The 25,279-nt window shown below is 55.5% G+C and carries 27 protein-coding genes; 17 read left to right on the top strand and 10 right to left on the bottom strand.

All coding sequences use genetic code 11. The features are described from left to right. Nucleotides 1–62: 62 nt before the first annotated feature. Entirely contained in the window at nt 63–458 is a 396-nt protein-coding gene (locus AC1RO0_RS29575) for a hypothetical protein (protein WP_498596099.1), read from the top strand. A 76-nt stretch (nt 459–534) separates the two neighbouring features. On the opposite strand, the gene AC1RO0_RS29570 is transcribed toward AC1RO0_RS29575, so the two are convergent. Next, on the bottom strand, nt 535–2,187 hold the full coding sequence (locus AC1RO0_RS29570) for a Swt1 family HEPN domain-containing protein (protein ID WP_498596098.1): 1,653 nt from the start codon (nt 2,185–2,187) through the stop codon (nt 535–537). Nucleotides 2,188–2,469: 282 nt separating this feature from the next. On the opposite strand from AC1RO0_RS29570, the gene AC1RO0_RS29565 reads away from it, so the two are divergent. The 6 genes from AC1RO0_RS29565 to AC1RO0_RS29540 all read left to right on the top strand — a co-directional run bounded on the left by AC1RO0_RS29565 (nt 2,470) and on the right by AC1RO0_RS29540 (nt 6,799). Further along, the gene (locus tag AC1RO0_RS29565; protein WP_498596097.1) at nt 2,470–3,153 is read left to right on the top strand and encodes a helix-turn-helix domain-containing protein; all 684 of its coding nucleotides are present in this window, start codon (nt 2,470–2,472) and stop codon (nt 3,151–3,153) included. 483 nt (nt 3,154–3,636) lie between these two features. Beyond that, nucleotides 3,637–4,335, top strand: coding sequence for a DUF2971 domain-containing protein (locus AC1RO0_RS29560; protein WP_498596096.1), 699 nt, complete (start codon nt 3,637–3,639; stop codon nt 4,333–4,335). Between the two features lie 222 nt (nt 4,336–4,557). Continuing rightward, on the top strand, nt 4,558–4,890 hold the full coding sequence (locus AC1RO0_RS29555) for a hypothetical protein (protein WP_498596095.1): 333 nt from the start codon (nt 4,558–4,560) through the stop codon (nt 4,888–4,890). Between the two features lie 55 nt (nt 4,891–4,945). After that, nucleotides 4,946–5,404, top strand: coding sequence for a hypothetical protein (locus tag AC1RO0_RS29550; RefSeq protein ID WP_498596094.1), 459 nt, complete (start codon nt 4,946–4,948; stop codon nt 5,402–5,404). 171 nt (nt 5,405–5,575) lie between these two features. Beyond that, a complete protein-coding gene (locus AC1RO0_RS29545; RefSeq protein ID WP_498596093.1) occupies nt 5,576–5,956 on the top strand; it encodes a helix-turn-helix domain-containing protein in 381 nt (126 codons plus the stop codon). A gap of 126 nt (nt 5,957–6,082) precedes the next feature. After that, on the top strand, nt 6,083–6,799 hold the full coding sequence (locus AC1RO0_RS29540) for a DUF6656 family protein (protein ID WP_498596092.1): 717 nt from the start codon (nt 6,083–6,085) through the stop codon (nt 6,797–6,799). A gap of 268 nt (nt 6,800–7,067) precedes the next feature. Here the strand turns inward: AC1RO0_RS29540 and AC1RO0_RS29535 are convergent, their stop codons facing one another. Beyond that, on the bottom strand, nt 7,068–7,526 hold the full coding sequence (locus tag AC1RO0_RS29535; protein ID WP_498596091.1) for a hypothetical protein: 459 nt from the start codon (nt 7,524–7,526) through the stop codon (nt 7,068–7,070). 270 nt (nt 7,527–7,796) lie between these two features. Between AC1RO0_RS29535 and AC1RO0_RS29530 the strand changes: the two genes are divergently transcribed. From AC1RO0_RS29530 to AC1RO0_RS29505, 6 genes are all read left to right on the top strand, one after another. Further along, nucleotides 7,797–8,168, top strand: coding sequence for a hypothetical protein (locus AC1RO0_RS29530; RefSeq protein WP_498596090.1), 372 nt, complete (start codon nt 7,797–7,799; stop codon nt 8,166–8,168). Nucleotides 8,169–8,188: 20 nt separating this feature from the next. After that, nucleotides 8,189–8,491, top strand: a complete 303-nt coding sequence (locus AC1RO0_RS29525) for a hypothetical protein (protein WP_498596089.1) — start codon at nt 8,189–8,191, stop codon at nt 8,489–8,491. Between the two features lie 71 nt (nt 8,492–8,562). Continuing rightward, nucleotides 8,563–9,243, top strand: coding sequence for a hypothetical protein (locus AC1RO0_RS29520; RefSeq protein ID WP_498596088.1), 681 nt, complete (start codon nt 8,563–8,565; stop codon nt 9,241–9,243). Nucleotides 9,244–9,475: 232 nt separating this feature from the next. Beyond that, nucleotides 9,476–10,009: a hypothetical protein gene (locus AC1RO0_RS29515; protein WP_498596087.1), complete on the top strand. Its 534-nt coding sequence runs from the start codon at nt 9,476–9,478 to the stop codon at nt 10,007–10,009. 75 nt (nt 10,010–10,084) lie between these two features. After that, entirely contained in the window at nt 10,085–10,501 is a 417-nt protein-coding gene (locus tag AC1RO0_RS29510) for a hypothetical protein (RefSeq protein WP_498596086.1), read from the top strand. 37 nt (nt 10,502–10,538) lie between these two features. Continuing rightward, entirely contained in the window at nt 10,539–11,324 is a 786-nt protein-coding gene (locus AC1RO0_RS29505) for a hypothetical protein (RefSeq protein WP_498596085.1), read from the top strand. Between the two features lie 51 nt (nt 11,325–11,375). Here AC1RO0_RS29505 and AC1RO0_RS29500 read toward each other — a convergent pair whose 3' ends face one another. The 5 genes from AC1RO0_RS29500 to AC1RO0_RS29480 all read right to left on the bottom strand — a co-directional run bounded on the left by AC1RO0_RS29500 (nt 11,376) and on the right by AC1RO0_RS29480 (nt 16,755). Then, entirely contained in the window at nt 11,376–12,896 is a 1,521-nt protein-coding gene (locus AC1RO0_RS29500) for a serine hydrolase (protein ID WP_498596084.1), read from the bottom strand. Between the two features lie 66 nt (nt 12,897–12,962). Then, a complete protein-coding gene (locus AC1RO0_RS29495; RefSeq protein ID WP_498596083.1) occupies nt 12,963–13,568 on the bottom strand; it encodes a recombinase family protein in 606 nt (201 codons plus the stop codon). 309 nt (nt 13,569–13,877) lie between these two features. Beyond that, the gene (locus AC1RO0_RS29490; protein ID WP_498596082.1) at nt 13,878–15,500 is read right to left on the bottom strand and encodes a hypothetical protein; all 1,623 of its coding nucleotides are present in this window, start codon (nt 15,498–15,500) and stop codon (nt 13,878–13,880) included. Between the two features lie 136 nt (nt 15,501–15,636). Further along, nucleotides 15,637–15,900, bottom strand: a complete 264-nt coding sequence (locus AC1RO0_RS29485; protein ID WP_498596081.1) for a hypothetical protein — start codon at nt 15,898–15,900, stop codon at nt 15,637–15,639. A gap of 3 nt (nt 15,901–15,903) precedes the next feature. After that, nucleotides 15,904–16,755 (bottom strand): hypothetical protein, encoded by an 852-nt coding sequence (locus tag AC1RO0_RS29480; protein ID WP_498596080.1) that lies wholly within the window; start codon nt 16,753–16,755, stop codon nt 15,904–15,906. 347 nt (nt 16,756–17,102) lie between these two features. Between AC1RO0_RS29480 and repA the strand changes: the two genes are divergently transcribed. The 4 genes from repA (at nt 17,103) to AC1RO0_RS29460 (ending at nt 22,083) form a co-directional block, all read left to right on the top strand. Continuing rightward, a complete protein-coding gene (gene repA, locus AC1RO0_RS29475) occupies nt 17,103–18,299 on the top strand; it encodes a plasmid partitioning protein RepA (protein WP_498596079.1) in 1,197 nt (398 codons plus the stop codon). A 75-nt stretch (nt 18,300–18,374) separates the two neighbouring features. After that, nucleotides 18,375–19,355 carry a plasmid partitioning protein RepB gene (gene repB / locus AC1RO0_RS29470; protein WP_498596078.1) on the top strand — a complete coding sequence of 327 codons (981 nt, stop codon included), beginning with the start codon at nt 18,375–18,377 and terminating at the stop codon, nt 19,353–19,355. A gap of 155 nt (nt 19,356–19,510) precedes the next feature. Next, the gene (repC, locus tag AC1RO0_RS29465) at nt 19,511–20,725 is read left to right on the top strand and encodes a plasmid replication protein RepC (protein ID WP_498596077.1); all 1,215 of its coding nucleotides are present in this window, start codon (nt 19,511–19,513) and stop codon (nt 20,723–20,725) included. A gap of 86 nt (nt 20,726–20,811) precedes the next feature. After that, nucleotides 20,812–22,083 carry a hypothetical protein gene (locus tag AC1RO0_RS29460; protein WP_498596076.1) on the top strand — a complete coding sequence of 424 codons (1,272 nt, stop codon included), beginning with the start codon at nt 20,812–20,814 and terminating at the stop codon, nt 22,081–22,083. Nucleotides 22,084–22,144: 61 nt separating this feature from the next. Here AC1RO0_RS29460 and AC1RO0_RS29455 read toward each other — a convergent pair whose 3' ends face one another. The 3 genes from AC1RO0_RS29455 to AC1RO0_RS29445 all read right to left on the bottom strand — a co-directional run bounded on the left by AC1RO0_RS29455 (nt 22,145) and on the right by AC1RO0_RS29445 (nt 25,252). Further along, nucleotides 22,145–23,020, bottom strand: a complete 876-nt coding sequence (locus tag AC1RO0_RS29455; protein WP_498596075.1) for a hypothetical protein — start codon at nt 23,018–23,020, stop codon at nt 22,145–22,147. Between the two features lie 114 nt (nt 23,021–23,134). Then, a complete protein-coding gene (locus AC1RO0_RS29450) occupies nt 23,135–24,205 on the bottom strand; it encodes a serine hydrolase domain-containing protein (RefSeq protein ID WP_498596074.1) in 1,071 nt (356 codons plus the stop codon). Between the two features lie 258 nt (nt 24,206–24,463). Next, entirely contained in the window at nt 24,464–25,252 is a 789-nt protein-coding gene (locus tag AC1RO0_RS29445; RefSeq protein WP_498596073.1) for a thermonuclease family protein, read from the bottom strand. Nucleotides 25,253–25,279 lie beyond the last annotated feature (27 nt).

Genomic DNA, 25,279 nt, shown 5'->3' with positions numbered 1-25,279 from the left:
GAGGGCATTGCCCCCTCCCCCTAATCCATAAGAGAACCACCAGAAGGGATAGGAAAACGAACATGAAAGTCAGCCTCACCGACAAGAACCGGAAAAAGGTCGAAACGGAATTCTCTCAAGCGAACGGGAAAGCCCAGGCGAACACGCTTCGAGCTTTCGCCGCATACGAGGTGGCCAAGGAGGCCGAACAGATGCTTGAGGCCCGCGGCATTCCCAAGAACAAGAGAAAAGGAGCCGTAGCAGTCTACACACCCAGCGGTCCTGCCCGTGCCTACAAGTACGCGATGACGACCACATGGCTTCGTATTGAGCGTGGAGCGGGGGGATGGCACCTAGTAGCCGTCAGCCGTGTCAGTATTCGCGCCGGACACAGCGGCGGAACCCGTCTAATCGTCACAAAGCCGCAGGCCGAGATCATCACCAAGCGAGCTTTGCATGGCTTGATTGTCGCCGCCTAGTTGCCAGCAGTCGGACGAAGATCGGGAATTCCGCCAACCACGCGGGGTTCCTACCTTGATCGGCGACGAATTTGGGTCAGCGATCGGATTCGGCGGCGATCTTCCACGCACCGTCGTCGGCCATCTGTTCCGACAATCGCTGCATGACACACATCATCTCGACCAGGCGCACTCCGTCGATCGGGCGGCCGTGCATCGTCGGACGCCGTACCGCGACGAGCTTTTGCATGTCGTGATCGAACGCTGTGCGGTTGACAAATACGTCGCCGAAAACCTCTTCCCAGTTCGCCTTGCTGAGTATGACGTTGTTGAGATCTCCCAGATCGGTGAACTCGATCAAGGGGGCCAATTTCTCACCTCGCTGCATCGCGGCCTTCCGAGTTTCCTTCGCCTTACCCATCAGATGCGATGCTCGCTCTTTGAACCATTCGTCTCCCGATCGTTCTTCAAGCTTGCGGGTGATGTAGGCACGCATTTCCTGTTCGAATCGCTTGAGCGCTGCGTAAGCGTCCTTCTGCGTATCGCTCGAATGGATCGTCATGGACACTTCGCCGAGGATGAAGACCGCCACCGCGTTCGTGTCATCTCGCAATCCGGGCGTAAGACCGCTCTCGATCATGATTTCGAGCGCTACACTCGGTGTCGCTGTAATCAGCCCATCATCGACCTCGGCCTCACGATACATGCGCTCACGCACACGGTTGTCGCGGAAGAAGTTCTCGGGGAGGCCAGGGCGGCTACGCCACGCACCGAACAAAGAGCGATAGGCGTCCGCATTGAGCCTGCTGCGTGAATCGGACATCTCTCCGATCGCGGCCATCATCGACATCCTGAGCCGGGTGGTCTCAAGCTCGGGACCAAATCGGCTTTCGAGACCAAGTAACGCGGTCATCCTCACTTGATCGGCGACAATCGGTCCAGTGAGCGTACGCATGAGTGCCGAGCGAGCGTCGTCCACCGCAGGCGCGAGGCTTCGGCCAAACAACCCGGCAACATTGGTGCTGCTAATACCGTTTATTGCGCTGGCCCACTGTCCGACCTTCACAAGGTCGCCCATCGGGCCAACCAGTGACGCCAGTAACGACTTCCTCTCTGTGCTTTGTTGTGCCTCGATTTTTCCGATGGCCGACTGAATGCCGCTGAGCGGCTGAAGGGCGTCCTCCCACGACTTCCTTACCTCGAACCCCACATCGTACTTGAACGGTTGGATGCCCAGCATCGCCTTCGCCGCCAAGGACTCGATCGGAGACACGCTCGCGCCGAACGAGGGAACCTTGGTCAGCTCACTCGCCATGGGGTAGGTCGCTGTGAGATTAGGGGTCAGGCTCGCGAGTGGATGCAATGCGTTACGCATCATCTCGGAGTATGCGTTGTCGGCGGCAATCTGCTTGGTGATGACCTGGGGAAGGAATGACGATGTGACTGCGCCGAGCGGCGAAAGGTTAGCCGGATCAATTGCCGTCACACGGGTAGCGGCGAGGTTGGCTTTGAGGTCAGCGAGCGGCTTCAAGGCTAACCGCAGCGACTCCGAGTAAGCGATATCTGCGGTACCTTGTTTGATAGCCTGCAGTGTCGAAAAGTGGGCAGAGTCGCGGGCGAGCTTAGCTGCATCGAATTGACGCTGGACGTTTTCGAGGTCTGCAGCGGCAGGCAGGTCCTCATCACGCGCGGTCTTCGCGTGCTTATCGACCGGGAGCTCCCCGCTGTCCTTGTCGTCTTCGTCGTTCATTTTGTCACTGCCCAGGTGTAGAGGAGAATCGCTGATCGCAACTTCTCGTATTCTATATGATCAAATGGCTATCCATGCCGTGACGTCAAGACGACAAAGCTCGCGGTCGACCGTCCATCAACGAGAAAGTTCGTTTACAAAGCCTGATGGGGCGGTCAACAGTAGTTCAACTATATGATTATAAAAGGTTTTCGTCGCTTTTCCGTTTGCGGCCGATCATTCCTCATGGGACTATTAAAACAGGCAAGGAGATCAACGAGTTGCCTTCCAGAGAGGAACAAAATGACCAATACGACCAAAGCATTCACGCCGGAGAACATGGCAATAATTGCCGACCTTCGAAACCGAAAAATTCCTAACGCCGAGATCGCAAAAATCCTCGGTGTCAGCCCGTCAGCGCTGGCTCGCAATGTGCGAAAGAACGGCTTCCCCCGCCAGCAAAAGAAGACGAAAGGTTGCGCAGCGAAGTCCGCCCTGGTATCGGCAACTCTGCCTGCCGACAAGGTTATGGCAGCCAACGCCGAGACGCTTCGCACCGACCCAATTACGGGAGCGCGGGTTATCTCCTTAGTGCCGACCCCGCGGAATGTGGTCGAGGAGGCAACGCGGGCATGCAAGGAGGAACAGCGATGGAAGAACCCCCGAATGCGAGACCGCGCCGACAATCCCTTCCGTTTCAAGGCCCGTGTCGCAGAGATGAATAGAGACCGTCGGGCTATCATCCAAGAGATCGAGGGAGAGATCGACAAGGCATTCCGAAAGTTCCGCACCCTTGCTGGCCCGAATACTCGGATTCAGAACGATGAGGTTTTCAACCTCTTATCGGCAGAGGCGAAGGTTGCTCTCGATCACCTGCAGGCGTTGATCGATGCGGCTCGCCATCTTCGAGAGGCAAACGGGGCGATTACCGAGGCCGCTATCCATCTGCATAAGGCAGGCGCAGCGGCATCACTGCCGACAGCCTAGTCGTCAACACTAAATGGGGAGCGGTGAGAACCCCTCCCCGGAATTCAAAAGAGCGCGACACCATAGGGAAGGGTTGCGCCGGGGGGCTAACGCCGAACTTTGCAGGGTGCTCCCGACACAACCAGCGCTACAGCGTCTTGTTAGAGTTGCACTTAAAACATGGTCGTGGCAGGGTCCTGCCCTTGACACGCTTCCTATGCTCTGCTGCCTCACGACAGGAACAAGATTGGCCAGGCGATGACTGATAAGCCAAAGAAGCTTTACAAATATATTTCCTCGGAATTCATAGGTAATGTTTTCAATGTTACCGATAGAGCTACTATGAAATTCTCGCTTCCGAAGGATTTCAACGATCCATACGAGCTATTTCTTACCGTTGATTATGATAACAACGCGGAAGAATTGGCGTTTTACCTCGATATTATGGGCGAAAATACCCAATTTCCCGTTACATGCTTCTCATGATCGCCCATCGTTATCCCAATGTGGGCTCACTATGCGCAAAACCACCAAGGCTTCGTCATCGAATTTTCGGAAGAACAACTATTAGAGAGTTTCCCTGATGCGGTCTTTGGAGATGTAAAATACTCAGATACGCCGCGGCCTGAGCTTTCCGATTTCCTTACCCGGGCCTATCGCGTAGGAAAATATCGCCACACCCATTGGCTGCGTAATGCCGTTCTCCACTCCGCGTATTTTACTAAAATGACCTGCTGGAGCTACGAGCAGGAGAGACGGATGATCGTAGAGAAATCAGACACCCGCGCCGCTGGCTCGATGATGCTCTTGGATGTCCCGCGCAGTTCCATCACAAACATCATATGTGGCGCAAGGGCATCCGACGAGGCGAAGGCCAAACTAGCTGGATTGGCGGAAGAAGTCGGCTGTGACTACCATGAACTACGTGTTGGTAGGAGCTCAGCTACACCCTATTTAACCACCAAGGGTGGACAACCTTTCCTATTCGATGGCTCTGATATCGGTCTAAGCACCCACTATTGTGAGAAATGCCGAGAACCCACAGCTGGTGTTGACAGGTGTTCTTGGTGCGAGATTGATGATGAACTTAGACATCATGTCGCATCTCGAAATCCATTTCGAATTCTAGACCGTTATGGATTGCTCGAGTCATATATCGCGGGCATGGACGCTGTCCGGAGGAAGCACACAAAGAAGGAATGACGAGCTTGGCCAGCAAGGGGAACGGTCTGACAGCGTGGCAATCGCCACAGGACGACCCGGAAAAAAGTTTGTGTACGAAGCCTGATTCTACGGCCGATATTCCTTCAACTATCTGATTACATGTCGTTTTTTCACGTCGGCCCGTTGTGGCCGATCAGTTCCCGTGAGACTCTAAGAATAGGCAAGGAGATCAACGAGTTGCCTCAACGGGAGACAAACAAATTGGACCACATTGCAATCGAAATCGCTACCTATGACGGAAGCAAGAAGGATTTCGTCTACGCAGTTAGGCAACGGTTCCCTGATACCGCGAAGGGGCTCACTCTCGCAATCATCGCGGCCGAGCGCATGATGAAAATCGAGGCTCACCACATCGCCTTCTCAGAGATCGGCATCAAGTTCATGTCCGATGGGAAGAACGGAGAGCCACTGGGCGACCAGACGTTCTTCGACCTGGTCACCCGCCACAGAGCAGGCTCGTCCATCGTGGGCAATTGCCTAGAAATCATCAACCAACGCGTCGAAGGTGGCGCTCGGCCAAGACGAGCCGCCTAGATCCGATACCCCGGGAGGACCAGAAGCCCTCCCCTCATCCCTCGGGAGCCGATCGATGGTCCTCAATTTCACTCAACAGATGCTTATGGACTGCGGCGTTTGCACATCGAGGCCGCAGAATATCTCAGGCTACCTAAGGACCCTCCGGGGAGCATCGCGCTTCGAGGACTTTCCGAAGACGGTCGATCATCTCGTAGTCATCGAGCGAGACGGTGAAGCTCAACTGGAACGCCTCGGAATTCCGCCAGAACAACGCGTGAAGGCGATCCTCGAAACCCGCTGTGGCGGTCCTAATTGGCCTCGAGCTTCCTGGGCGACTTATGGTGTTGTCGCATTCTGGAAGCGGACAGAATCCTGTTGGCAGCTCGTGTCGGCCGAGCGCCGCAAGTTGGGTGGCGGCAAGGACAGGGGCTTTCTCACTCTCACCCCAGAACAGATTGAACTTCGAAATGATCAGGCCGCACGGAACGCCTACGCAATCCGGGCTCGGCTCACCGGAGATTGCTACGAATAACGAAGTATCGGTTTGGATTACCGACGCGGCCCGCCTTCGGCGGGCTTTTGTCGTTCTCCGCGTGGGACTAGGGCAACAGCTGAAAATGCCTGGTATTCGCAGGCACCTTTAGGTATGATATATAGAACGTAAAACATTGTCCTGTATCAGATACGAGACATGAGAAACATAGTGAAGACGACAAAGGGCGGTGCGGTAGTCCACCTGCAGATCGATCGTGTCATTGCGAAGATCGGAGCTGACATCTCCCTCGCCCGCCGTGTCCGAAGGATGACTGCCGACGACTTCGCCAAGCGGATCGGAGTATCCCGTGGGACGCTGCACCGTTTAGAGAACGGCGACCCGGGGATTTCGCTGAACACCTTTGCGATGGCTCTTCATGCCCTCGGCCGCCTGGATGCATTCGCGAATATCGCGGACCCAATCCACGACGCCGTAACCCTCTCCCAGATGATCGAGGACGTCCCGAAGCGGATCGCCAAACAGCGGCCCGTAAAGTCGGACTCGAGTGGCAGCCCTTCGGAGGCGAAGACCAAGTTCGTGGGCTTCTGAAAATTCTTTTGCTGACAGGGTTCGGTCACACCTGCGGATGTCAACTAAGTAGCTGAGTAGGCTCGATTTTTCCTTTGTTCCTGGTTCCGCCGACAAGCAGAATCTTGGAAACAGGAGGTCAAAATCATGTCAGCAGTTGCCGCTCGATCATACCAACCAATCAAGGAATACTACGATGCCGCACTGGCAGCTCGCCAAAACGCTATTTCCGGCAAATCCGGGCCAAGCGCGTGGTTCTCGGGCGAAGATCGTAAGGCCCACGAGGCCAAGCAGGCCGCCGCCCGGGCCGCAGCAAAGCCATATATGGCTCCGCAAATCGTCGGTATGAAAACTGAGCGCGGCATGGCTGCCGTCGGTGGAGCGACGTACAATCAAGTCGCCAAGGCACTCCCGACACACATTAGGTTGATTCCCGCTGAGCCGAACGGACGGAGCCTTACGAAATACCCGCATCTCGGATTTTCGAAGATCGGTACAATGCGCCGCACGAACGACGATGGCACGACGACGAGTTTCGCACTCTATACATCGAACTTTCGCGCTAATCCGTACTATGAAAACGGTAAGATGTCTTTCGACAAGATCCCGCCGCAGCCCGACGGCGTAACCAACTCGCCGATGTATTTCTGTTTCGCGCTCGATGAGAAAGGGCAGCTGGATAAGAGATATAGCGCCTCCCCTGATCTACCAGGCATGGCTTTCCGATTTGGACAAGTCGGCCAGATTGTCGAGGCTTGCAAGACCCTCATTCCGCCGCCTGCAAACACCAGGCGACAGAACGTTGAGCGTGCGTTGGCAGCAGGTCCGTCGACTGCAAACCGGGCGGCGGCGTATGCCTACTAACTCTTCTTCCCTACTCCCGGATCGCTTTGCGGCCGTCATCGCGGCGGCAGAAGTCGAGGCTTCGAAGGCCAAGCGGACCGACGCGTTCAGGTTCTTCACTGGATACCTAAATGGCGTCCGTGACGGAGCCGAGGCGTTCGGGAGCGCCCGGTTCAGTCTACTGGAAAGCGATGCTGAAGGGATCGATGGCGAATACGGAGAAGGCTACCGATACGGTCTCCTCAATATCGAGTTCGCATCGGCCTAGCCTTTGCTTTCTTGGCGTAGCCTAATCCAGTGTCACGTTTGTGGCAGTAAGCCCTCTCTGCATCATCACATCGCCAACCGTTCCGGTGATATTCACCGTGCAAGGCATTGTGCAGGATTTATAGAGCGCTCTACGTTGGTCGCGAGGCAGCTTTTCGATGTTCACGAGCATTGCTGCCATCCCGCCCCTGTCGTCTGTCAGCAGCGCGTTCTCTCCGAAAAATGTGAAGCTGCCCGTCGTAGTAACGGTTTGGCCGACGAGGTCTTGGTAATCTGTCTGAAGATCAGACCACTGCATTTTGGAGGCTTTCACCGCGTTTGCTCCGGTAGATGCTCCTGCGGTCATTCCGAACAAGCCATCGTAACATTGCAATCTTGCGGAATCGTTGGAAATCTTCCGGCAGGTAAAAACGTCGCCAGCCTGCGCAACAGCAACATTCGCTCCGAGGAGCGCGATTATGGTGAAGCCGACGGTCTTCATGTTTAGTCCTCGTTTCAACTACTGCGAGCCAGGACATCACAGAATGTTTGCCAATACGTTGCAGCTGATGGTCAATTTCTAATTTGGTGGCGAGGTGCCTCCCTAGCTGGCAGAAAAAGTTTGTTTACATGGCCAGATTTGGCGCGGAAGATCGCGCTAAGTATCGAAATACGCTTAATTTTCCTCCCGCGAAGTCATTGTGGCCGACAAACCCTCATGCGACTCTTAGATCAGGCAAAGAGATCAACTATTGCCTGCCGAGAGGACGAGATGACCAATGAGGCGTTGAAGCCAAGGGATCACGTTGAGATCGCCGTGAGAGCGGTGGAGATCAAATTGGAATCCAGTGTGGCCGAACTGCGGGGCCGGATGCAATCGGCCGACTTCGCGGGGGTGGAGGCTTTCGACCGAGCAGCCGCCGTGATGGAACGCAAGAGCGAGGCGGACAAGAGGAAGTTCGCGCTGGCCGGGATGGAATTCAAAGCGCACCAAGCAACCTATGACGGCTTGGATCGTATCGTGAGGGCCGCGGCCATTGCCCTTGAAGACATCAAGCTCGCCCGAGTTCGTTACCGGAAAACCCGGGAGAGAAGCGAGCTGGAGAGGCTACTCATCCTCTTTGAAGCTGAAGATGCCAAGTGAACCGTACAGGGAGATAAAACATGTTCACCAGCAGACCAATCGCGATCGAGAAGATCGCGTACTACGATGTAGACGGACAGGGATACCGCATCGTCGTTCCGGTTCCAGATTTCGATGCCCCAACCGTCGTCTTCGAGCCGCTATATGAGCATTTCGTGTCTCATGCCTTCATATGGGGAATGGCGAAGGCCGAAGCTCTGAAGCGAGCCGAGCCTTCGCTGCTCACGCACAACATCCTCTGTAATGTCGCCCCTCGCCCGCGCAATCCGACGACCCCGCTCGCAGGTACGGTTTTCGATCCAAGCCGCTACCGAAGGCCATAAAATCATCCAAACGCATCGAGTGAGGCCGCAGACGGCCCGCTGCAAAGAAAACCAGAGAGGAACACACCCCAATGCCCCACTACATGAATGGAATCGACCGTAAGGGCCGTCTCGCGGCCGCGATCGTTCGCGCTGCCAACGAGCTTTCCAATATCCCCTTTGTCCATGAATTGATCGAAGGGATGGACACCGCCGAGCTGCGCCTTATCGGCAACTTCGTCCCCCCGAGCCGTCGTGACGGAGCTATCGCGACTTGGCTGCTGCCCATCCGCAACACCATCTCCGATACTCGCATTCCGGGGGAGTTCGTCGCCATTACAGTCCGCCGCTTCGCCGATGCGGACGACAGCACCATCTCGGGCGAGAATTGGAAGCTGATCGACACCTGCCCCGTAAAGCGGATTCCGACCGAGAATGATGCCGACCTCGAACGTATCAGAGTTGGCCTGCCCCTTGCCGATCTCAAGGTGCTGCGCAACGGTGGACTGGACTGTGAAGGCATTTTCTTTCCCTACGAGGAAGTCATCCAGACCGATGAAAGGGGCCAGCAATACCGAGCAAACGGTTTCGATACGATCGGAATCGAGCTCCTTGAGGGCATTGATGTCGTCGGTGGCCTCAATGGCTACCTCGACGTATGGGAGCCGAAGAACCCAGAGCAAATGGACGAACTCGCTCTTGCCGATTGGGAGCGCGGCCTTTGGCTGAACTGGGAAACCCCTGAGGCTGGCCCCGCCCTCGCTTGCGGGTAATGGGGCAGCAAGGGATTTCAGTGACCGTATCAACCCCGCCGACGACGCGGGGTTTTTCTTAGTCCGTCGACAGAAGAAAGTTTGTTTACATCGTGCGGTACGGCGCGGACAACTTCTGCAAGTATCTGTTTACACAAGATAGTTGACGCATTTTTCGTTGAAGCCGACGAATCTGCGTGGGATCCTAAAGTCAGACGGTGAGATCAACGAGTTGCCGAGCAGAGGAGCCCACATGAACAAGAAATTCCCGATTAGCACTGCCAACGTCGGCTTACTTCAGGCGATCGTCGATACAGCCACGGAGACGGGCGAGATTGAGACGAAAGTTCTCACGTCGATGGCTGAAACTATCCAGCGCGAAAACCGGATGCGACGCTGTGTAACCTATCTTGCAAGCAAGGAAATCCAGCCGATCGAGAAGGCCCGGATTACCAAGCTGATGAGGTCCATGTCGCGCAACGACGAACGGTTGTTGGAAAGGATCGCTGCGCCATACAAGCACGGAGATATCCAGCAAATGGCGGACGCAATTCGCGACCTGCCACTTACACGATCCGAAGAGCGGGCACTCGATACGGCTGACAGCCTCCCCGCTCGCGTTCATTATGGCGAGAGCGTCGGCTTGATGTGGGATGACATGAGCGAGATCGTCGCAAAGCATGGCGTGAAGATCGGCTTGAAGACAAGGCGGATCGCACTGCTGCGGGAGTCTGAGCCAGTCAGCGATCGCACCAGCCTCGCTAGGTGGCTCCCGACGCCAGCCTAACGACCGACGAGAGGAGGCCAAGTGCTCCCTCCCCTATTCCCATTCATCGCGAGCAGCCAGCCATGGGAGGAACCGATGGCCTACAACACAAGTTCGGAAATCGACGTCGCCCGCGCCTGCCGTATGGCGTTCAACGAAGCTTTCCTCGCCACCGTTGAGCTTTCCGAGCATGAACAGGCGCAGGTGGCGAGGTGCATGGGCCGCAGGAGTGGCAACGACGAGATCGACCTCGCCCGGATCGCGGAGCCGTACTATCGCGGCCATCTTGTGCAGCTGCTCGAGATCCTCGATGGGCGCGGCCTGCCTGGGGACGAGATGGGAGCATACGACATCATGGTCGCCCGTGAGCGCGGGCAACTCCGAGACACCGATCGGCATGTCAAACGACTTACGGCCATCTTTCACCGCCACGGGATCGCATTGCCGACATTTGACGGCCGACGGATCGAGCGACCGACGCTGAAGATTGTCTGCAGCGGCGCGAGCGGGTGATGCGCCCGAGTACTGGGGACCAGGGAGGAATATGATTATGGACATGCTTATCAATCAAGTCGCCAAGACTGAAGGAATGTCGTTCGCCTTTCACATGACGGGCCAGTCGGATTTGGAGCATCCGGTTTCAACCGAGTGTGACGTCATCGTGCTCCCGATGTTCGAGAACAAGTTTCATGTGCTGCCCGGAGACGACCATCCGGAAGCACCGTCGTTCATGCGCTGGTACGCTGAGATCGTGCGAACCATAGCGCCTCCATGCGACCTGATCGGCGGCCCGAGAATCATGATCCACAAGGCGGGGAGACACTTCTCCTCTCGGCCATCGCATCTACACTATGCCCGCAGACAGGTGCCTGGATCTGACTATATCACCCGTAACCCGATCATCCTGATTTCAACGATGCTGACACCTAAAAGGTTGCCGTCGTCTGGTCAGCTCATCGACAGTCACAAGCGCCCGGTTACGAACCTTATTGGGGAAGAGCAGGTATTTCGGCAGAGCGCTTTCTGGACAATCGCGGAAGCCGACCGCATCTGGCCGGGTGACGACGAGTTCCCCTCTTGGAGCACCCGTGTCTATGCTTCCCTTCGAGAGGATCAGGACGTCAGCAGGCTTGAACCGGAACTGCCACCCGCCGAGCAGATCGCGGATGCATTCGTGCAGTTCGCCCTCTGCTTCTTCCAGAATTCCGCGCTGGCCCGCTTCGCGGTGATGGATGACGACGTCCCATTCCACACCCGGGAATTCGCGAGAATGGTAACTGGATTTCTGGGTCGCGAAATCGTGGGACATGCAAATCATCTGTGGTCGAGACGATAGGTCAGGCGCACGACCCCGGAACATTCATTTTCGTCGCCAATGCTACCGACATCATGGAATGCGGTCAGCGGTGTGATCTTTGCCATTTTGATGGAAGATCAATCGGTGGGCGTTCGTTAAGCCGCTTGTTTCGAATGTCAGGACAGAATCGAAAGCAGTTGTGAAGAATTCCCGGTCACTTTGTGGGAATAGCTCGTATTTCTCCTGCCCTGTTGCCTGCAAGAACAGGTTTCCACGCTCATTCGAAATATGAATGACCATGGTCCGGGTAAGCTGGTAATTTCCGACCAATCGATCCAAGAGCTTGGCTTCAATCGATGCCAAGTTTCGCTCTTTGTGCGGCCAGCTCGGCCATTGGTATTCGGCGGCGATGCTCTGCATGATTTCCGCAGCCAAGACATACCCCCGATCGCCATTTGTCATTACCACTGCGCCATCGCCCGTCTCATAGGTCACCATAGAGCTTACAAAACCAGCGTTCACGCCGTCATGGCTAAAGCGGCGGTATGGCGGCTTGCCATTGACGACTAGCCCCAAGCCATAATGCCCGCGCCCTGGGGTGAGCATCTGGAGCACGGTCGACTGGGAAAGCACAGGCGTTGCTCGACCTACCCACGCGCGAAACAGAGCTAGATCAAAGCGAGCCAGATCGCTGGGTGTCGTCCACAGTCCCGCCGCTGCCAATTCGGGATAGGTGTGTGGACCACCCGCCACCGGATCGCCGTCTGCGGTGTATGGCATTGCGGCGTTGAGAAGGTCGTTGGGAGGCAATGGTTGTTGATAGCTGCTACGGTTCATTCCCAACGGACGAAACACAATCTCGTCCAGCAGTTCCGCAAACGGCTTGCCAGTCACATCAATGAGCAGCTGCTGCAGAATCGTATAGCCGCCACCAGAATATCGAAAACGCTTACCTGGCTGTTGATTGACGACAATGGGAGGACTGTTCGCGGGTGGAGCGCCATCCAAAATATCGAGTAGAGACGGGACTGATGTTCCTGCCTGATATCCTGCAAACCCATGCACCGTTGTCCCGGCGGAGTGATTGAGCAATTCCCGAAGAGTGACCTTCGCTTTATCGGTGTACGAACTGGCCGGAATCTTCCAGCTTTTCAAGTACAGATTTACATCCGCGTCGAGGTCAAGTCGGCCTGCTTGAACCAATGCCAACACCGCTACGGCGGCAACTGGTTTGCTGATCGACCCTGCCTGAAAGAGTGTTTCTGACGAAACCGAAGCACCACGTTTCGTTGCAACACCGAAGCCGCGCGCCCATTCGATTGCACCGTTACGCACTACTGCGATGCTGACGCCGGGCACGTGGAGAGCATCCATCCGATCTTGCAGCATGGCGTGAGGTTGGCCAGCGATCGCAACAGGAGGCCGAAGCCCCCCGATGACCTTCTGAACGCGCGTCTCAATATCATTGTCAGGTGCGAGCATCGGGGATTGTCCATTGGGTTCGGAAAACGTACTTTGAGCCTTCGCGTAGGTAGCAATTGCGGACAATGCCAACCCAGCCAAAAGCACGCTGCGCCTCTTCGGTCCATCTTGCTCCGGGTCATGTGCCATTTCATCATTACCCGCAGTTCATCGGGGAGACCGCCCAGCATTACAAATAGGACGGCTGGCGCTCAATCATTTATCTAAGCGAGCGCGTTTTACGACGTCTGCAACGGTGTTTTTGCTGATGCCGAGATCATGCGCAATCCATCTATAGCTACGGCCGTCGGCAGTTAGCGCGAGTATTTTTGATGCGAGGCGGTCTGACTTGGGACGCTCGCCAGTTTGGCGACCCAGTTTTTTGCCGCGGGCCTTGGCGGCGGCCAAACCGGATTTCACACGCTCGCTGATCAGGTCGCGCTCGAACTCGGCAATGCCAGATAGGAAGGTAGCCAGCATCCGACCGTGAGGCGAAGACAGATCGAACGCCATTCCGTTCATCGCGATGACCGATACCTTCCAGCCTTCTAGCTCGCGGAGCGTATTGAGCAAGTCGATGGTCGAGCGGCCCCAGCGCGAAAGCTCCGTGACGACGACCACATCGATCTGTCGGGCTTGCGCAAGTGCCATGACTTTCTTTCGTTCAGCGCGATCGAGCTTTGTACCCGAGCCCGTTTCCTTGAATGTTGCCACAACCTCGTAGTCTGCACGGGTAGCAAAAGCGGTCAGATCCCGCTCCTGTCGTTCACAGGACTGGTCGGCTGTCGAAACGCGGCAATAGATGGCGGCGCGCTGTCCCAATTGAACCCTCGTGAATTTTGGTGCCGGAAGGCCCTGATTTGTAAGGGTCGATTGTTGTCCAAAATAGACTATACTTCAATAGGGACAATGCGGAGGTAGTGGCAAGGCGTGATCTTGGCCTGCGGCGTTACCGAAACTAACCAGGAGACTACCAGTTTTGTCTCGGCATAATGCGTTGTTTTTATGGTAAATAAATCCTGAATGGAAGTAATATGACTCATTGCTTCCGTCATCTAAACTGCTTGAAGCGATGGCCAACCCTTCGCCACCGCGATTGGGGGTGGCAAAGGGCTATTGGGGCATTCCTCACTACCCTCGTGTCAAAGAGCACTTGGACACGTTCCCGCGATACTGATCGACCCTGTCAAACTTTATAGAGGGATGGAAAACGTCAACTCTCGATACATCAAACGGTATCACGCAATCCTCTCTGATCCGGCCGCCGTCCGCAGATCGTACACGGACTCTATACGTGAAGATGTGTCGTCCTTCCGAGAGGTTCGCTGTGAGGGAATCCATCGGCTCGTTCAGATATTGCTTCGCCTGATATTCGTCATCAATGTAAAACTCGATGTTGTTCGTAGAACTTCGACCGAGAGGAAAACCTCTATCGTCGATCCAGAGGCCGTCTCCGGCTATCGTCACGTCGTAGGTTTTCGGCGCAGCTGGTTTGACGATTGGCAATTGATTTGGCTTGGGGGGCTGTTGATCAGGCGGCATGATTATTCCCTGCCCTACGTCCTTCAAGCGCAGTATGGCTTGGCGATACGGAGAACCTGCGCCAATATAGGTGAGGGCCACGCCCGGAGCTTTTGCCGAACGGTTTACCAGTGTTTCCTTGTCCCAGCTGATAGCCCATTGGCCATCTTCGGTGACGACGACGGTCGGCGTCGCAGAGGCGATTTTCTGGTATTTCTCCACCTGCTGCTTGGTGTCATCGACCCACTGCATTGCGTCAGCGCAGGTCTCGTTGACCTGGTCCATGCAGTACGAGTCAGCCTTTGCTTTCGCAGGGTCCAAATATTTCTTGGTTACGTAGGCTTGGCCCGATTGGACGATAACCGCACCGCCGCTCTGAGCGATAGAATCAAGAATCTCCTGCTGAGTTCCTCCGGAGGCCGCGACTGCGAGTCCTCGTACAGCCGCAACGGTCGCGGCCTTTTTTACTACTTCTTCGACGGTTCCGGTCGGCATTTTATTGGTGGCAGCGTTTCCGCTGCTCACCGCGTATGTGTACATCCCCGAGAGGAGCGCTTTCTGAACGTCCCCTTTGGAAGAATTGTAGGTGTACCAAGCAGCAAAGGCGGCGGCCCCTGCTGGCCCTCCGTATGCGGCGGCGGCTTGTTGCGCGATTTGATGAGCGGCCTCACTCTCCTGCATGAGCTTCGCGGAATTGTCGTTTTCGAGTCTCACCCGGTCTGTGCTGAGATGCCAAACCGCGTCAACGACCTTGCCTTCGCGGAGCCTCACCTGGGCTTCATCGAGGATATCTGCGTTTCCGCTAATCGTGCGCTCGCCGTAGCGTTCCGCAGCGTTTGCAGCGTCAATGGTATCGTTTGCCGCCTTGAGAGTTGTCTGTGCCAAATCGCGAACGCCCTTGGACGGGTTCGTCAAAGCGTTTGAGATAGCAGTCTGCGTTTCTTTATCCAACTTAGTCCCAATTGCAGCAACGTTTTGGGCTGCAGAGTTCAGGTATGGGATACTTGAATTGCCGACTGCCTGTATCATTGGTTCCGCGAGCGGGAATGCGACCCTGATCACGTCCATGGGCTTGATCAGCTTTCCGGCGTTCTGCGCGTCGTCAATCGCGCCTTGCAAGAAATCGTCCTTGTTTCGAAAGCAACCTCGCCCGAACACTCCTTCCAAGCAGTCGCTGTGAGCTTGTGTCGCAGACAAGGCTACGATCGCAAACAGAAAAGCTGATCGACGCATACACTTCTCCCCCATTGGTATAGTTGTAGCGCCAAGATAAATCGTTATGGTTTTATTGCAAAGCTATTCTTCTCGTCGAATTTCTTCTTCTCGTCTATCGCAGTTATCTTACGGGCAGCGTCGAGATAGGTGATCTTTACATCCCTGCCCTATCCATGATCTGGTTCGCCTTCTGCTGAGCCCTGATCTGGAAAAGTTCGTAAGACACCCGATTGCCTACGGCCGAGATCGTGAAGAACAAGGAGAACGACAGGATTGCGTGCGCAACGGTTGAATATGCCCAGTAGCCGAGTGCAGCTCCAATCAATGCGGTGGCAGTTGTGTTCAACACGTTGTCGCGGGTCCGCTTCTTCGCTTCTGCTTTCACGTCTGCCAGATGGTTATCTAGTTCTGGTGTCATGGCTCAGCCCCTCCCCCTGCGTCTATCGCCGCCCCACTGCAACATCGGGTCGATCCCTTGGGCCTTCCAATGGTCGACCGTGTCGCGCATAAGGTCATACGGACCCTCGATCGTGAACTCGAACATCGGATCGAAGTCCGGATTCCGGACAGCTTCCCATAGATGGCCGCCGAGTGCCTCAGCCGCGATCATGCCCGCCTTCGCGCGTGAGGCGTCGCCATCATTGAAATCAAATGAGCCGATCATCAGGGCCATCTCATAAAGAATGGCGCGGGCATCACGGTATGGGATGAAGCGTAAAACACTAAGGTTGAGATTCACTCTCGCCGCGCGTGCTTCCTCGGATTTGCCCCCTTGCGAAAGATAGGTGAACCCGGTGGTTACCTGAAGCTCCCCGACTTGGCAGGCATTGTACCAGACGTCGTACTTGCGACCGATCTCCGGCCCTTCGTAGCCACGTAAGCTCGTGTCATTTAGCTCTTCAATTGACCACGGATCTGGGAGGTGTTGGTTGAGGACTGCGGCAAACCACCTGAAGTCCTCGAATAGGATTTCGTGCTCTGGTCGTATCCAGGAGACGATTGCTCCGCCAGCAGCGAGGCTCTCTGGCTGATTATGTTCCGGCTTGTGCCGCTCGCCTTCGAGTCGAGCGATGACACCGGAGTAATCCTTGTGGGTCACCGTCCCTTCGACCTTTTGGAGGCGTGTCTCGAGGTTGAAGCTCGTCACAACACCAAAGATCGCTATCAAGCCAATCCACATCCAGAAATCTGGGATTCCGAATGTCTCTTTGGCGGCGTAAGCCAACCCCCACGCCGCCGCTATGGCGATGTAGATTCCGACACGTTTGATCATGCCCCTTCCCCCTACTACCCCTGCACTGCCCTGCGACAGTCGTAAGGTCAGTACGCGGAACTGTCTACGTGGAGAGTGGTGGCAGCAAAGGCGAGTAGGCTACCAAAGGTACTTCGGTCTCAACCTACTGCAGACACTGCAGAATTTCTACGTTTTGACGGCAGTCAATCATGATGTGAATAACCTGCCTTCCCTATTCCCCTGATCTGAGAATCGGCCTCTTGTAACAGTGAATAGCTGTTAACCTTTCGTTAACTCTCTTTTCCTTGCCAGAATGAGAGAATCGGCGATAATGACGGCATTTCGCTGATTTCGGCAATTCTATCGGCATAATGGCCCGAGGCACAATGAACGCGTTCAGTTCGCTACCGTCGTTTGAATTCGACGACAAGATTTTGATGCAGGGCGCGGAGATCTCGCGCAGGCTCAATCAATTGCGCCTAGAGAACTTCCCACCGAACGCCCGCAAGACACTTCGCGAGTTTTCCGTCGCTGAGGTTGCCCACTATCTCGGCGTCACGCCAAGCAATCTAAAGCGCCTCTACCTCGAGGACAAAGGACCGACTCCGACTACGAAGTCAGGCAATCGAAAATACTATACCGCCGAGCAGATGCTGGAACTCCGGCACTATCTCGATAGGACAGGAAAAACGGAAGCCAAGCGGTATGTCCCATACCGTAAGCCGGGCGACAAACTGCAAGTTATCGCCGTCGTCAATTTTAAAGGCGGTTCCGGCAAAACGACGACGGCCGCCCATCTCGCGCAGCATCTTGCGCTCACGGGACATCGCGTTCTAGCGATCGATCTTGATCCTCAGGCCTCGCTCTCGGCTCTCCATGGTTTTCAGCCAGAGCTCGACAAGAACCCGTCGCTCTATGACGCAATCCGTTATGAGGAAGATCGCACACCGATCTCGGATGTTATTCTGCCGACTAACTTTCCGGGCCTCGACATCATCCCTGCAAATCTTGAGCTGCAGGAATACGAATACGACACTCCACTGGCGATGCAGTCCGGGAGCGAGGGCAAAAGATTTTTTACGCGACTGGGCAAGGCCCTCGTGGATGTTGATAGCCGCTACGACGTGGTGGTTGTCGATTGCCCGCCCCAGCTCGGATATCTCACCCTGACGGCACTGACTGCCGCGACATCGGTGTTGATCACAGTCCATCCGCAGATGCTGGACCTTATGTCGATGTCGCAGTTTCTGCTTATGCTCGGCAACATCACGAAGACGATCAAGAAAGCTGGCGCTGATGTCCGGATGGACTGGCTTCGCTATTTGATTACGCGCTTCGAACCAACGGATGTCCCGCAGGTTCAAATGCTCGGATTCATGCAGAGCATGTTGGCCGAGGAGATCCTCAAGACACCGATGGTCAAGACCACAGCAATCTCCGACGCAGGCCTGACCAAGCGAACGCTCTATGAGCTGGATCGGTCAAACTTCACCCGGGAAACATATGATCGGGCCATCGACTGCATGGACGCAGTGAATTTCGAGATACAAGCCCTGATCCATCGCGCGTGGGGGAGGCTGTGATCAAGTTGACCGCCGTCAAAACTGACCGATACATCAAACAAATCAACTTTCTAACGTGGTCTCGAGGATAGCGATATGGCTCGAAAGAACCCCTTTATGAATGTCATGGGCGATGAAGCGCCAGACAGCGTCAAACCGATCCTTGATTACACGCTCAAGGGTGCTGGAAAGTCGATGATGAATTCCATCGACGAAGTTGCTGCCAGGGCGGATCGGCTATTGGAAGGGGAGGCGGTTGTCGAGCTCGATCCGGGCATCATCGACGCATCATTTATCAGGGACCGCCTAGAGGACGACGAAGGAGATTTCACAGAACTCCTGACGGCAATCCGAGATCGCGGCCAGGACAGCCCGATCTTGGTAAGGCCACACCCGACCGCCAGTGGGCGATATATGGTCGTCTTCGGACATCGCCGACTCCGAGCGGCCAGGACCCTCGAGCGGAAGGTCCGTGCGGTCGTCAAGGACTTGAAAGACAGCGACCACCTCGTTGCCCAAGGCCAAGAGAACTCAGCTCGCGCCAATCTATCGTTTCTTGAGAAGGCGATGTTCGCCAGCGAAATCTCACACCGCCAGTTCGATGGCGATAACTCGATCGTGCTGTCGGCGCTTTCAATTGATCGAGCAACACTGTCAAAAATGCTGGCAGTCGCAACGATACCAAGGGAGATTCTAGTCGCCATCGGCGCAGCCAAGGGCATCGGCCGGGATCGCTGGTATGATCTGAAGAACCTTCTGGAGAAGCCATCGAATCTCGAGAAGGCCTTCACATTCATCGACACCGACGATTTCAAGGCGAAGGTCGGTGACGAACGTTTCAATGTCCTGCTGGCTCATGTGAAATCGGTCGCGCGACAGACTAGGCCGAAAGCGTCGAAAGCTCAGAAGTGGATATCGGAAGATAAGTCGGTGTCCGCCGAGCTGAAGAACGACGGCAAAACTTACACGCTCGCTTTGAAGGCAAAGGACGCGACGGGCTTTGGCGATTTCATCGCTGGTAGCTTGGCCGACCTGTATCACGCCTATCGGAGCCTGAAAGATCAACGAGGAGAGTAGACCGCAAAAGAAAAAGGCCCCCAAACGACCAAGCGTGGAAGCCTTCCTCATATTCCGTGACAAGATAGAGAATCGCATTTCCACGAATCGCAGTCAAGAGTCTTTGGCATCGTTTTGGTGAGCGGATTTCTTTTGCCTTTTGAAAGGTGAAGGAAATGGAGAGTGGAAGTGTGACGACGCCCTTTGGGCGGCGGGCGATGACGCTTGCCCAACTCAGATGGCAGCGGAAAACGGCTGAAATCAAATCAGGCAAGTCGGTCGACAAGTGGAAGGTGTTTCGGGATGCCTGTATGGCGCGTGAAATCCTCGGCCTTCAGGATCGTGCGCTGGCCGTTCTGAATGCGCTGTTGACGTTCTATCCGGACAACGAGCTGTCGGAAGAGAACGGCCTCGTGGTCTTCCCGTCGAACGAACAGATTTCCATGCGTGCGAACGGGATCGCGGGTACGTCGTTGCGCCGCCACCTTGCCGCTCTCGTCGACGCCGGACTAATCCAGCGAAAGGACAGCGCGAACGGAAAGCGATACGCTCGCAAGAATGGTTCTGGCGCGATCGAGGATGCGTTCGGCTTCAACCTGGCTCCGTTGTTGGCCCGCGCAGACGAGCTAGCCATTACGGCGATGCAGGTCATTGAAGAGCGCAAGCGCCTCCGCGTAGCCAAGGAAGCTCTGACGATTTGCCGTCGCGACGTCCGCAAGCTGATAACGGCCGCCGTGGAAGAGGGCGCTCCCGGCAACTGGAGCTACATCGAAGGACTGTATGTGGGCTTGGTAGCTCAGATTCCTCGGTCGCCCGTCGAGGCAATCCTGCGATCAATCCTCGAAGAGATGGAGATGCTCCGCGAGGAAATCATCAACATGCTGGAAATTCAGGAAAATACCGAAAATATGGCTGGCAATGACGGCCAGAATGGATGCCACAAACAGAATTCAAATACCGAATCCACTTATGAATTTGAACCTAGCTCTGAAAAGGAGCAGGGGGCGAAATCGAGCCCAGCCATCAAACGGGGGAGGGAGCCGATAAAGGCATTCCCGATTGGCATGGTACTTCAGGCTTGCCCGGAGATCTCGAACTATGGTCCTGGAGGCGCTATCGGCAGCTGGCGGGACCTGATGTCGGCTGCGGTTGTCGTGCGATCGATGCTCGGCGTCAGTGCGAGCGCCTATCAGGATGCCTGCGATGCGCTTGGTCCTGAGAACGCCGCGGCAGTCATGGCCTGCATCCTCGAGAGGGCAGGGCACATCACTTCGCCTGGGGGTTATATCCGCGATCTCAGTCGGAAGGCCGAGCGAGGCGAGTTTTCAATGGGGCCGATGTTGATGGCGCTGATGCGTCTCAATGGTACTCCGATAGGCAAGGTCTCATAGGTGGATGCTGGAGCAGGAAAGTGGGAGGCAAGTTCACCGATCCGTGGCGCTTGGCTAATGCGTGTGATTTAAGATGAGGCCGACTAATGGCTGGCAGGACTAAGATGTCGATGCGAACAATTACAGTTTTCTATGCTTGGCAGAGCGACCGAGATCAGAAGGCAAATCGGAACCTCATCCGTCAGGCTCTCGACGAGGCAGCGAACCGCATAAATGACGATGGCACTCTTGGCGTCGAGATCAAAATCGATGCGGATACTGAGGGAGTTGTTGGGACCCCAGCAGTCACGGAAACGATTCTTGGGAAGATCCGCACGGCCGACATCTTCGTCCCCGATCTCACTTTCGTTGCGGAGACCGAAGGCGGGAAGCTCGTTCCCAACCCGAATGTCATGGTCGAATACGGCTACGCGCTTCGCTCGCTGACGTTCGAGGCAATGATGCCTGTGATGAATACATTCTACGGCGAACCGAAGGAGCTACCGTTTGACCTTGGGCACGTTCGGCATCCAACACAGTACAGCCTGTCGCCGAGTAGTCCGGACGGGACGCGTCGTCAAGCGAGGGCAGCATTATCTGTAAAGCTCGAAGGTATTCTCAGACTGATGGTCGAGCATATTCTCAGCAAACCGCGATCGGACAAGCCATTCCTGCCCGTGGGGGCGGTGAGGCCACCCGCATTTTTCTTTCAGCCCGACGATGTGCTTGTGAACTTCGGTAATCCAGGCGAGCAAGAAAAACGCTTCAAACGAAGTCAGGCAATCTTCCTTCGGCTCTACCCGACTTATGCCGACCAGCCTCGTGTAGGGTCAAGCGGCGCGGTCAAAGCTGCGCAGCGATTATTGCCAATGTTGCGAGTGTTCGACTCCCTTAACACTCGAAACAACTGGGGTGCAATTAGCCTAAGACCGCATGGCGACGGCATAACCAGCTTTACGCAGATTTTCGAGACGGGCGAGCTTTGGGGAGTTAGCGAGGAGCCATTCCGGACAGGGAACCCGCCATTCATACCATCGATTGGCGTTGAAAAGGCGTTCGCTATTACCTTGGAGAATTACCGTCTTATTTACGAGCAAGTACTCAAACTTCGCCCACCCTTTACGGTCGAATTTGGGGCGGTGGGCCTGAAGGATCAGCATCTCGGCATCCCCAGTATCCAATATCAAAACGGAGAGTATGTTGGTCCGATCCTCAAAGAGAGCATTTCTAGGACGTTCCAGCTGAACAGCCTCGCCTCAACTGAATGGACGTCGAGGCTGAGAGAATTTTTGATTGATTTCTATGATCTCGTGGCCCTCGACCGATCGGAAGTGCTTACGGATCATGATGTTGCTGCAAACGATATCCCCCCGCGGTAGTCAACTATACCCCCTATCCCCCAGACCAAACGCGAAGTACTCAACCTGTTCGCTCAACTGCTTACTTGTCCGCTTTGCCCTCAGAGCTTGCCGACTGGAGAGACAGGATGAGTGACAGCATTTCCCGATTGATTCCTTTCAACTCGCTCCGTTGCTGGATTAATGTTTGCTGGATTTTGTTGTCCGTCGTTGCAAGGCGCGTTCCTTCTTTCACCATGAATTGGCCGACAATCACAGCGATGTAGAGAAGGGTCAGGGCATTGATTACGTGCATCTCGTCGAAGTCAGAAGAGATGCCGTGGCAGACCTGGTGGCGGTTGGCTACTTTCGCGAACACCCTTCGACCCCGCGCGCTTTTTTCATATGAAGTCTTGTAAGCAAAGTCGATCGCAGACAGATTTACGAAGGTGAAGGTTTCGGTTGCAAGCAGTTCGGCTGTGACCCCTAACGACTCGTTTTGGAGTTCGCCGATGGCGACCCTCATCTCAACGAGGCTAGTAATCCCTGTTTTTACCTCTGCTTCATACATGTACCGTCGAGCGGCGGCTTCGATTTCGGGAAATATGACCCGGAGGGTATGCGTGGCATTCCCAAGCTCCGCCAACCTTGCGATCTCTCCGAACATTCTCGCGTCTTCAAAATGCTCATTGCGGCCCAGTGCCGTTGCGTACTCTTGAGCGACAACGGCGGCAGTAAGCACCCGTTTGTCTGAGCTCAATGCAACTATTGGATCCGAGGGCAGAATTCCACGGCGTAGGAACTTGCGTTGCGTCCTCACCCTGTGACCTATCGCGGCAGGTAATTCGACCATCAACGAAAGCGCTGCTTGGGTTTCGGGCTTCTTCAGCCAGGCGTCGGCCGCTTTGTAGAGCTGGCTAACGAGATCCCCTATCTTCACAAAGGTTGTAAACAGATCGCTTGGTTTTTCAGACTGCATTTCGTGGTTGCCCTGACTAAACAGCACAAGTTTCTATCGTTGGTTGGTAGAACAATAAGGGAACATTGTTGCTCCTTGGCTCCCATTTGGTCAAGGGATTCCGCGCGCGTTATCTCATTCGCTAAAGAGAATTTGTCCAACCTGGTGCGCCCGGGTGCGCGGGCCTGGAGCGCCGAGGTGATTGGTCAGCACAATGATTGTGCGCCCAGTATCGAGGAAGCGGACAATGTAGTTGTTATAGGCACCTAAGTTTCCCCCATGTGCGACATAGCGGAGACCAGGTCCGCCAAGCGTGGGAAGTTGTTCGGCTTCGGCTTCCGTCAAATATGACGAGACATCTGTCATCCAGCCGAAGCCGTAACCGACAGACTGACCGTCATGAGTTGCGCCGGAGGTGAAGGCTTCCTCCATTGTGGCTTTCGAGACGAGGCTTTCGGTATTCAATGCTCGGTCCCAAAGTGACAAATCGTCGAGCGTCGAGAAGAGGCCGCCGTCGCCTGTTGTGAGCAGAGGATAATCCCAGCGCTCGAACTGAGCGTTTTCTCCCCAATACCCATGAGCCAGCTTGTGGCGTGCAGGACGGGAGGCGTCGAAGACGAGAGTGCGCGCCATGCCGAGCGGGTCGAAAACATTGGCTTTCAGGAAGTCGGCGAAGGATTGTCCGGAGACCATCCCGACGATCAATGAGAGCATCACATAACCCGTGTTGGTGTAGGCGTGTTTTGTCCCCGCAGCGAAATCCAGTTCAGCCGTCACGAGCCGATCGAGCACGGCCTCGTTGGTAACGTCCCTCATGTCACGGGTCCATTCAGAGACTGTCGTACTAGAGCTGAACAGCTGAAAATAATCGGGCAGACCCGACGTGTGGTGCAGTAAATGGCGAAGCGAAATTTCCGAGCCCCATGAGGGAAGCTGTGGAAAATAGACAGGCAGGCGATCGTCGAAGCTCAATCTCTCTTGCTCCGCCAGCAACATGGCGGCCATTGCGGTGAATTGCTTGGAGAGCGAGGCCAGGTAGAACGAGGTATCCGTTGTAATCGGCCGCAAGCTCTCCAGATCGGCGATACCATAACACTTGCTGTAGACAATCTCGTCTCGGTCGATAACGAGCAGCGCCGCACCGGGATGCTGCGGCACGGCCATATCTGCGAACACGGCGTCAACCTCCCAGTCGAGCTTACCCAATCGACCTCTCCCTTTTAGCCTAAGATTGATACACGATCGTTTTGCGCCGCAGAACCCGAGTCTGACCAATAGTTCGCGTCCGATCTAGGGCGACCAAGGCTTCGCAACTCCGACCAGTTGCGCTGCGGTGGTCCCCACCTGCGGGTCTCTTCAAGAAGCCGGGCGGCCCTTCCGGAGGGTATAGCGGTGTTCAGCGGGAATCCGACGCTACACCCTCCTTAGGTGCATCGAACCGTGACAGACGAAGTTTCCGGTTGATCATCCGCACCACGGACTCGGCGTCGGAGGACATCGAGTCCCGCCGCAAACGAACGATACGGCGAGCCCTTCGGCTATCAGAGTCTGCCCGACATCTTTTCCGTCAACTCTGAGGATGCCGCAGCTTCGGCCATAGTTACATCTGTCGGTTCCTTCAGTCCCAGGTTTGCAGGAACATGCGACCTTGGTCACCGTCGTGGATCCAGTCGCAACGAGCTGCTTCACCCGCTCGGTCGCCCTGTTGCCCAGGGCGGCCTCACTCGAGCATCGTGGATGAAAAACCTCAGGCGCGTTGAAACCGACCAGCCGCACAGCTGTGCCATCGCTCATGCGTATGGTGTCGCCGTCAGTTATCGTGAAGTTCTGTGTGGTGAATTGCGAGGCCGTCGGTACCGCCGCGGTTTCCAAACCGGACGAAGGCCACAGGTAGCTTATGCCGCCATGAAAGGCGCGCGCGACGAGGACGACCAATAGAACGATCACGAAAATGGCTAGCCTCACTTGAAAGCGGCTATAGCGGTAGGATTTCCTACGCGTCGAATGCCGAGGGACCGAGAATTGGGTGCCCGCACGCCTGTCCGCAAGCTGGACGACTGAAGCGCCCGTGGATTGCGTCAACCGCTTCAGCGTCGCCAGCTGCTTTTCGGAAAGCCGAGTTCGGGTTCCATAGCGGGCGAACTTCTGCTGTACATCGTACAGGAACTGGCGCTGCCATGCAGTTGGCTGCCCATTCCGAAGGATGTCGTCTATCCGGTTTCTGAATTGTGTAATCTCGATCTCGTTCAGCAAGCTTGCCCCCAAATCTCGCATCGCCAT

Source organism: Rhizobium sp. GW821-FHT14E12 (assembly GCF_058803745.1).
The sequence above is the reverse complement of the archived record's forward strand: the minus strand, read 5'-3'. Positions and strand labels throughout refer to the sequence as shown.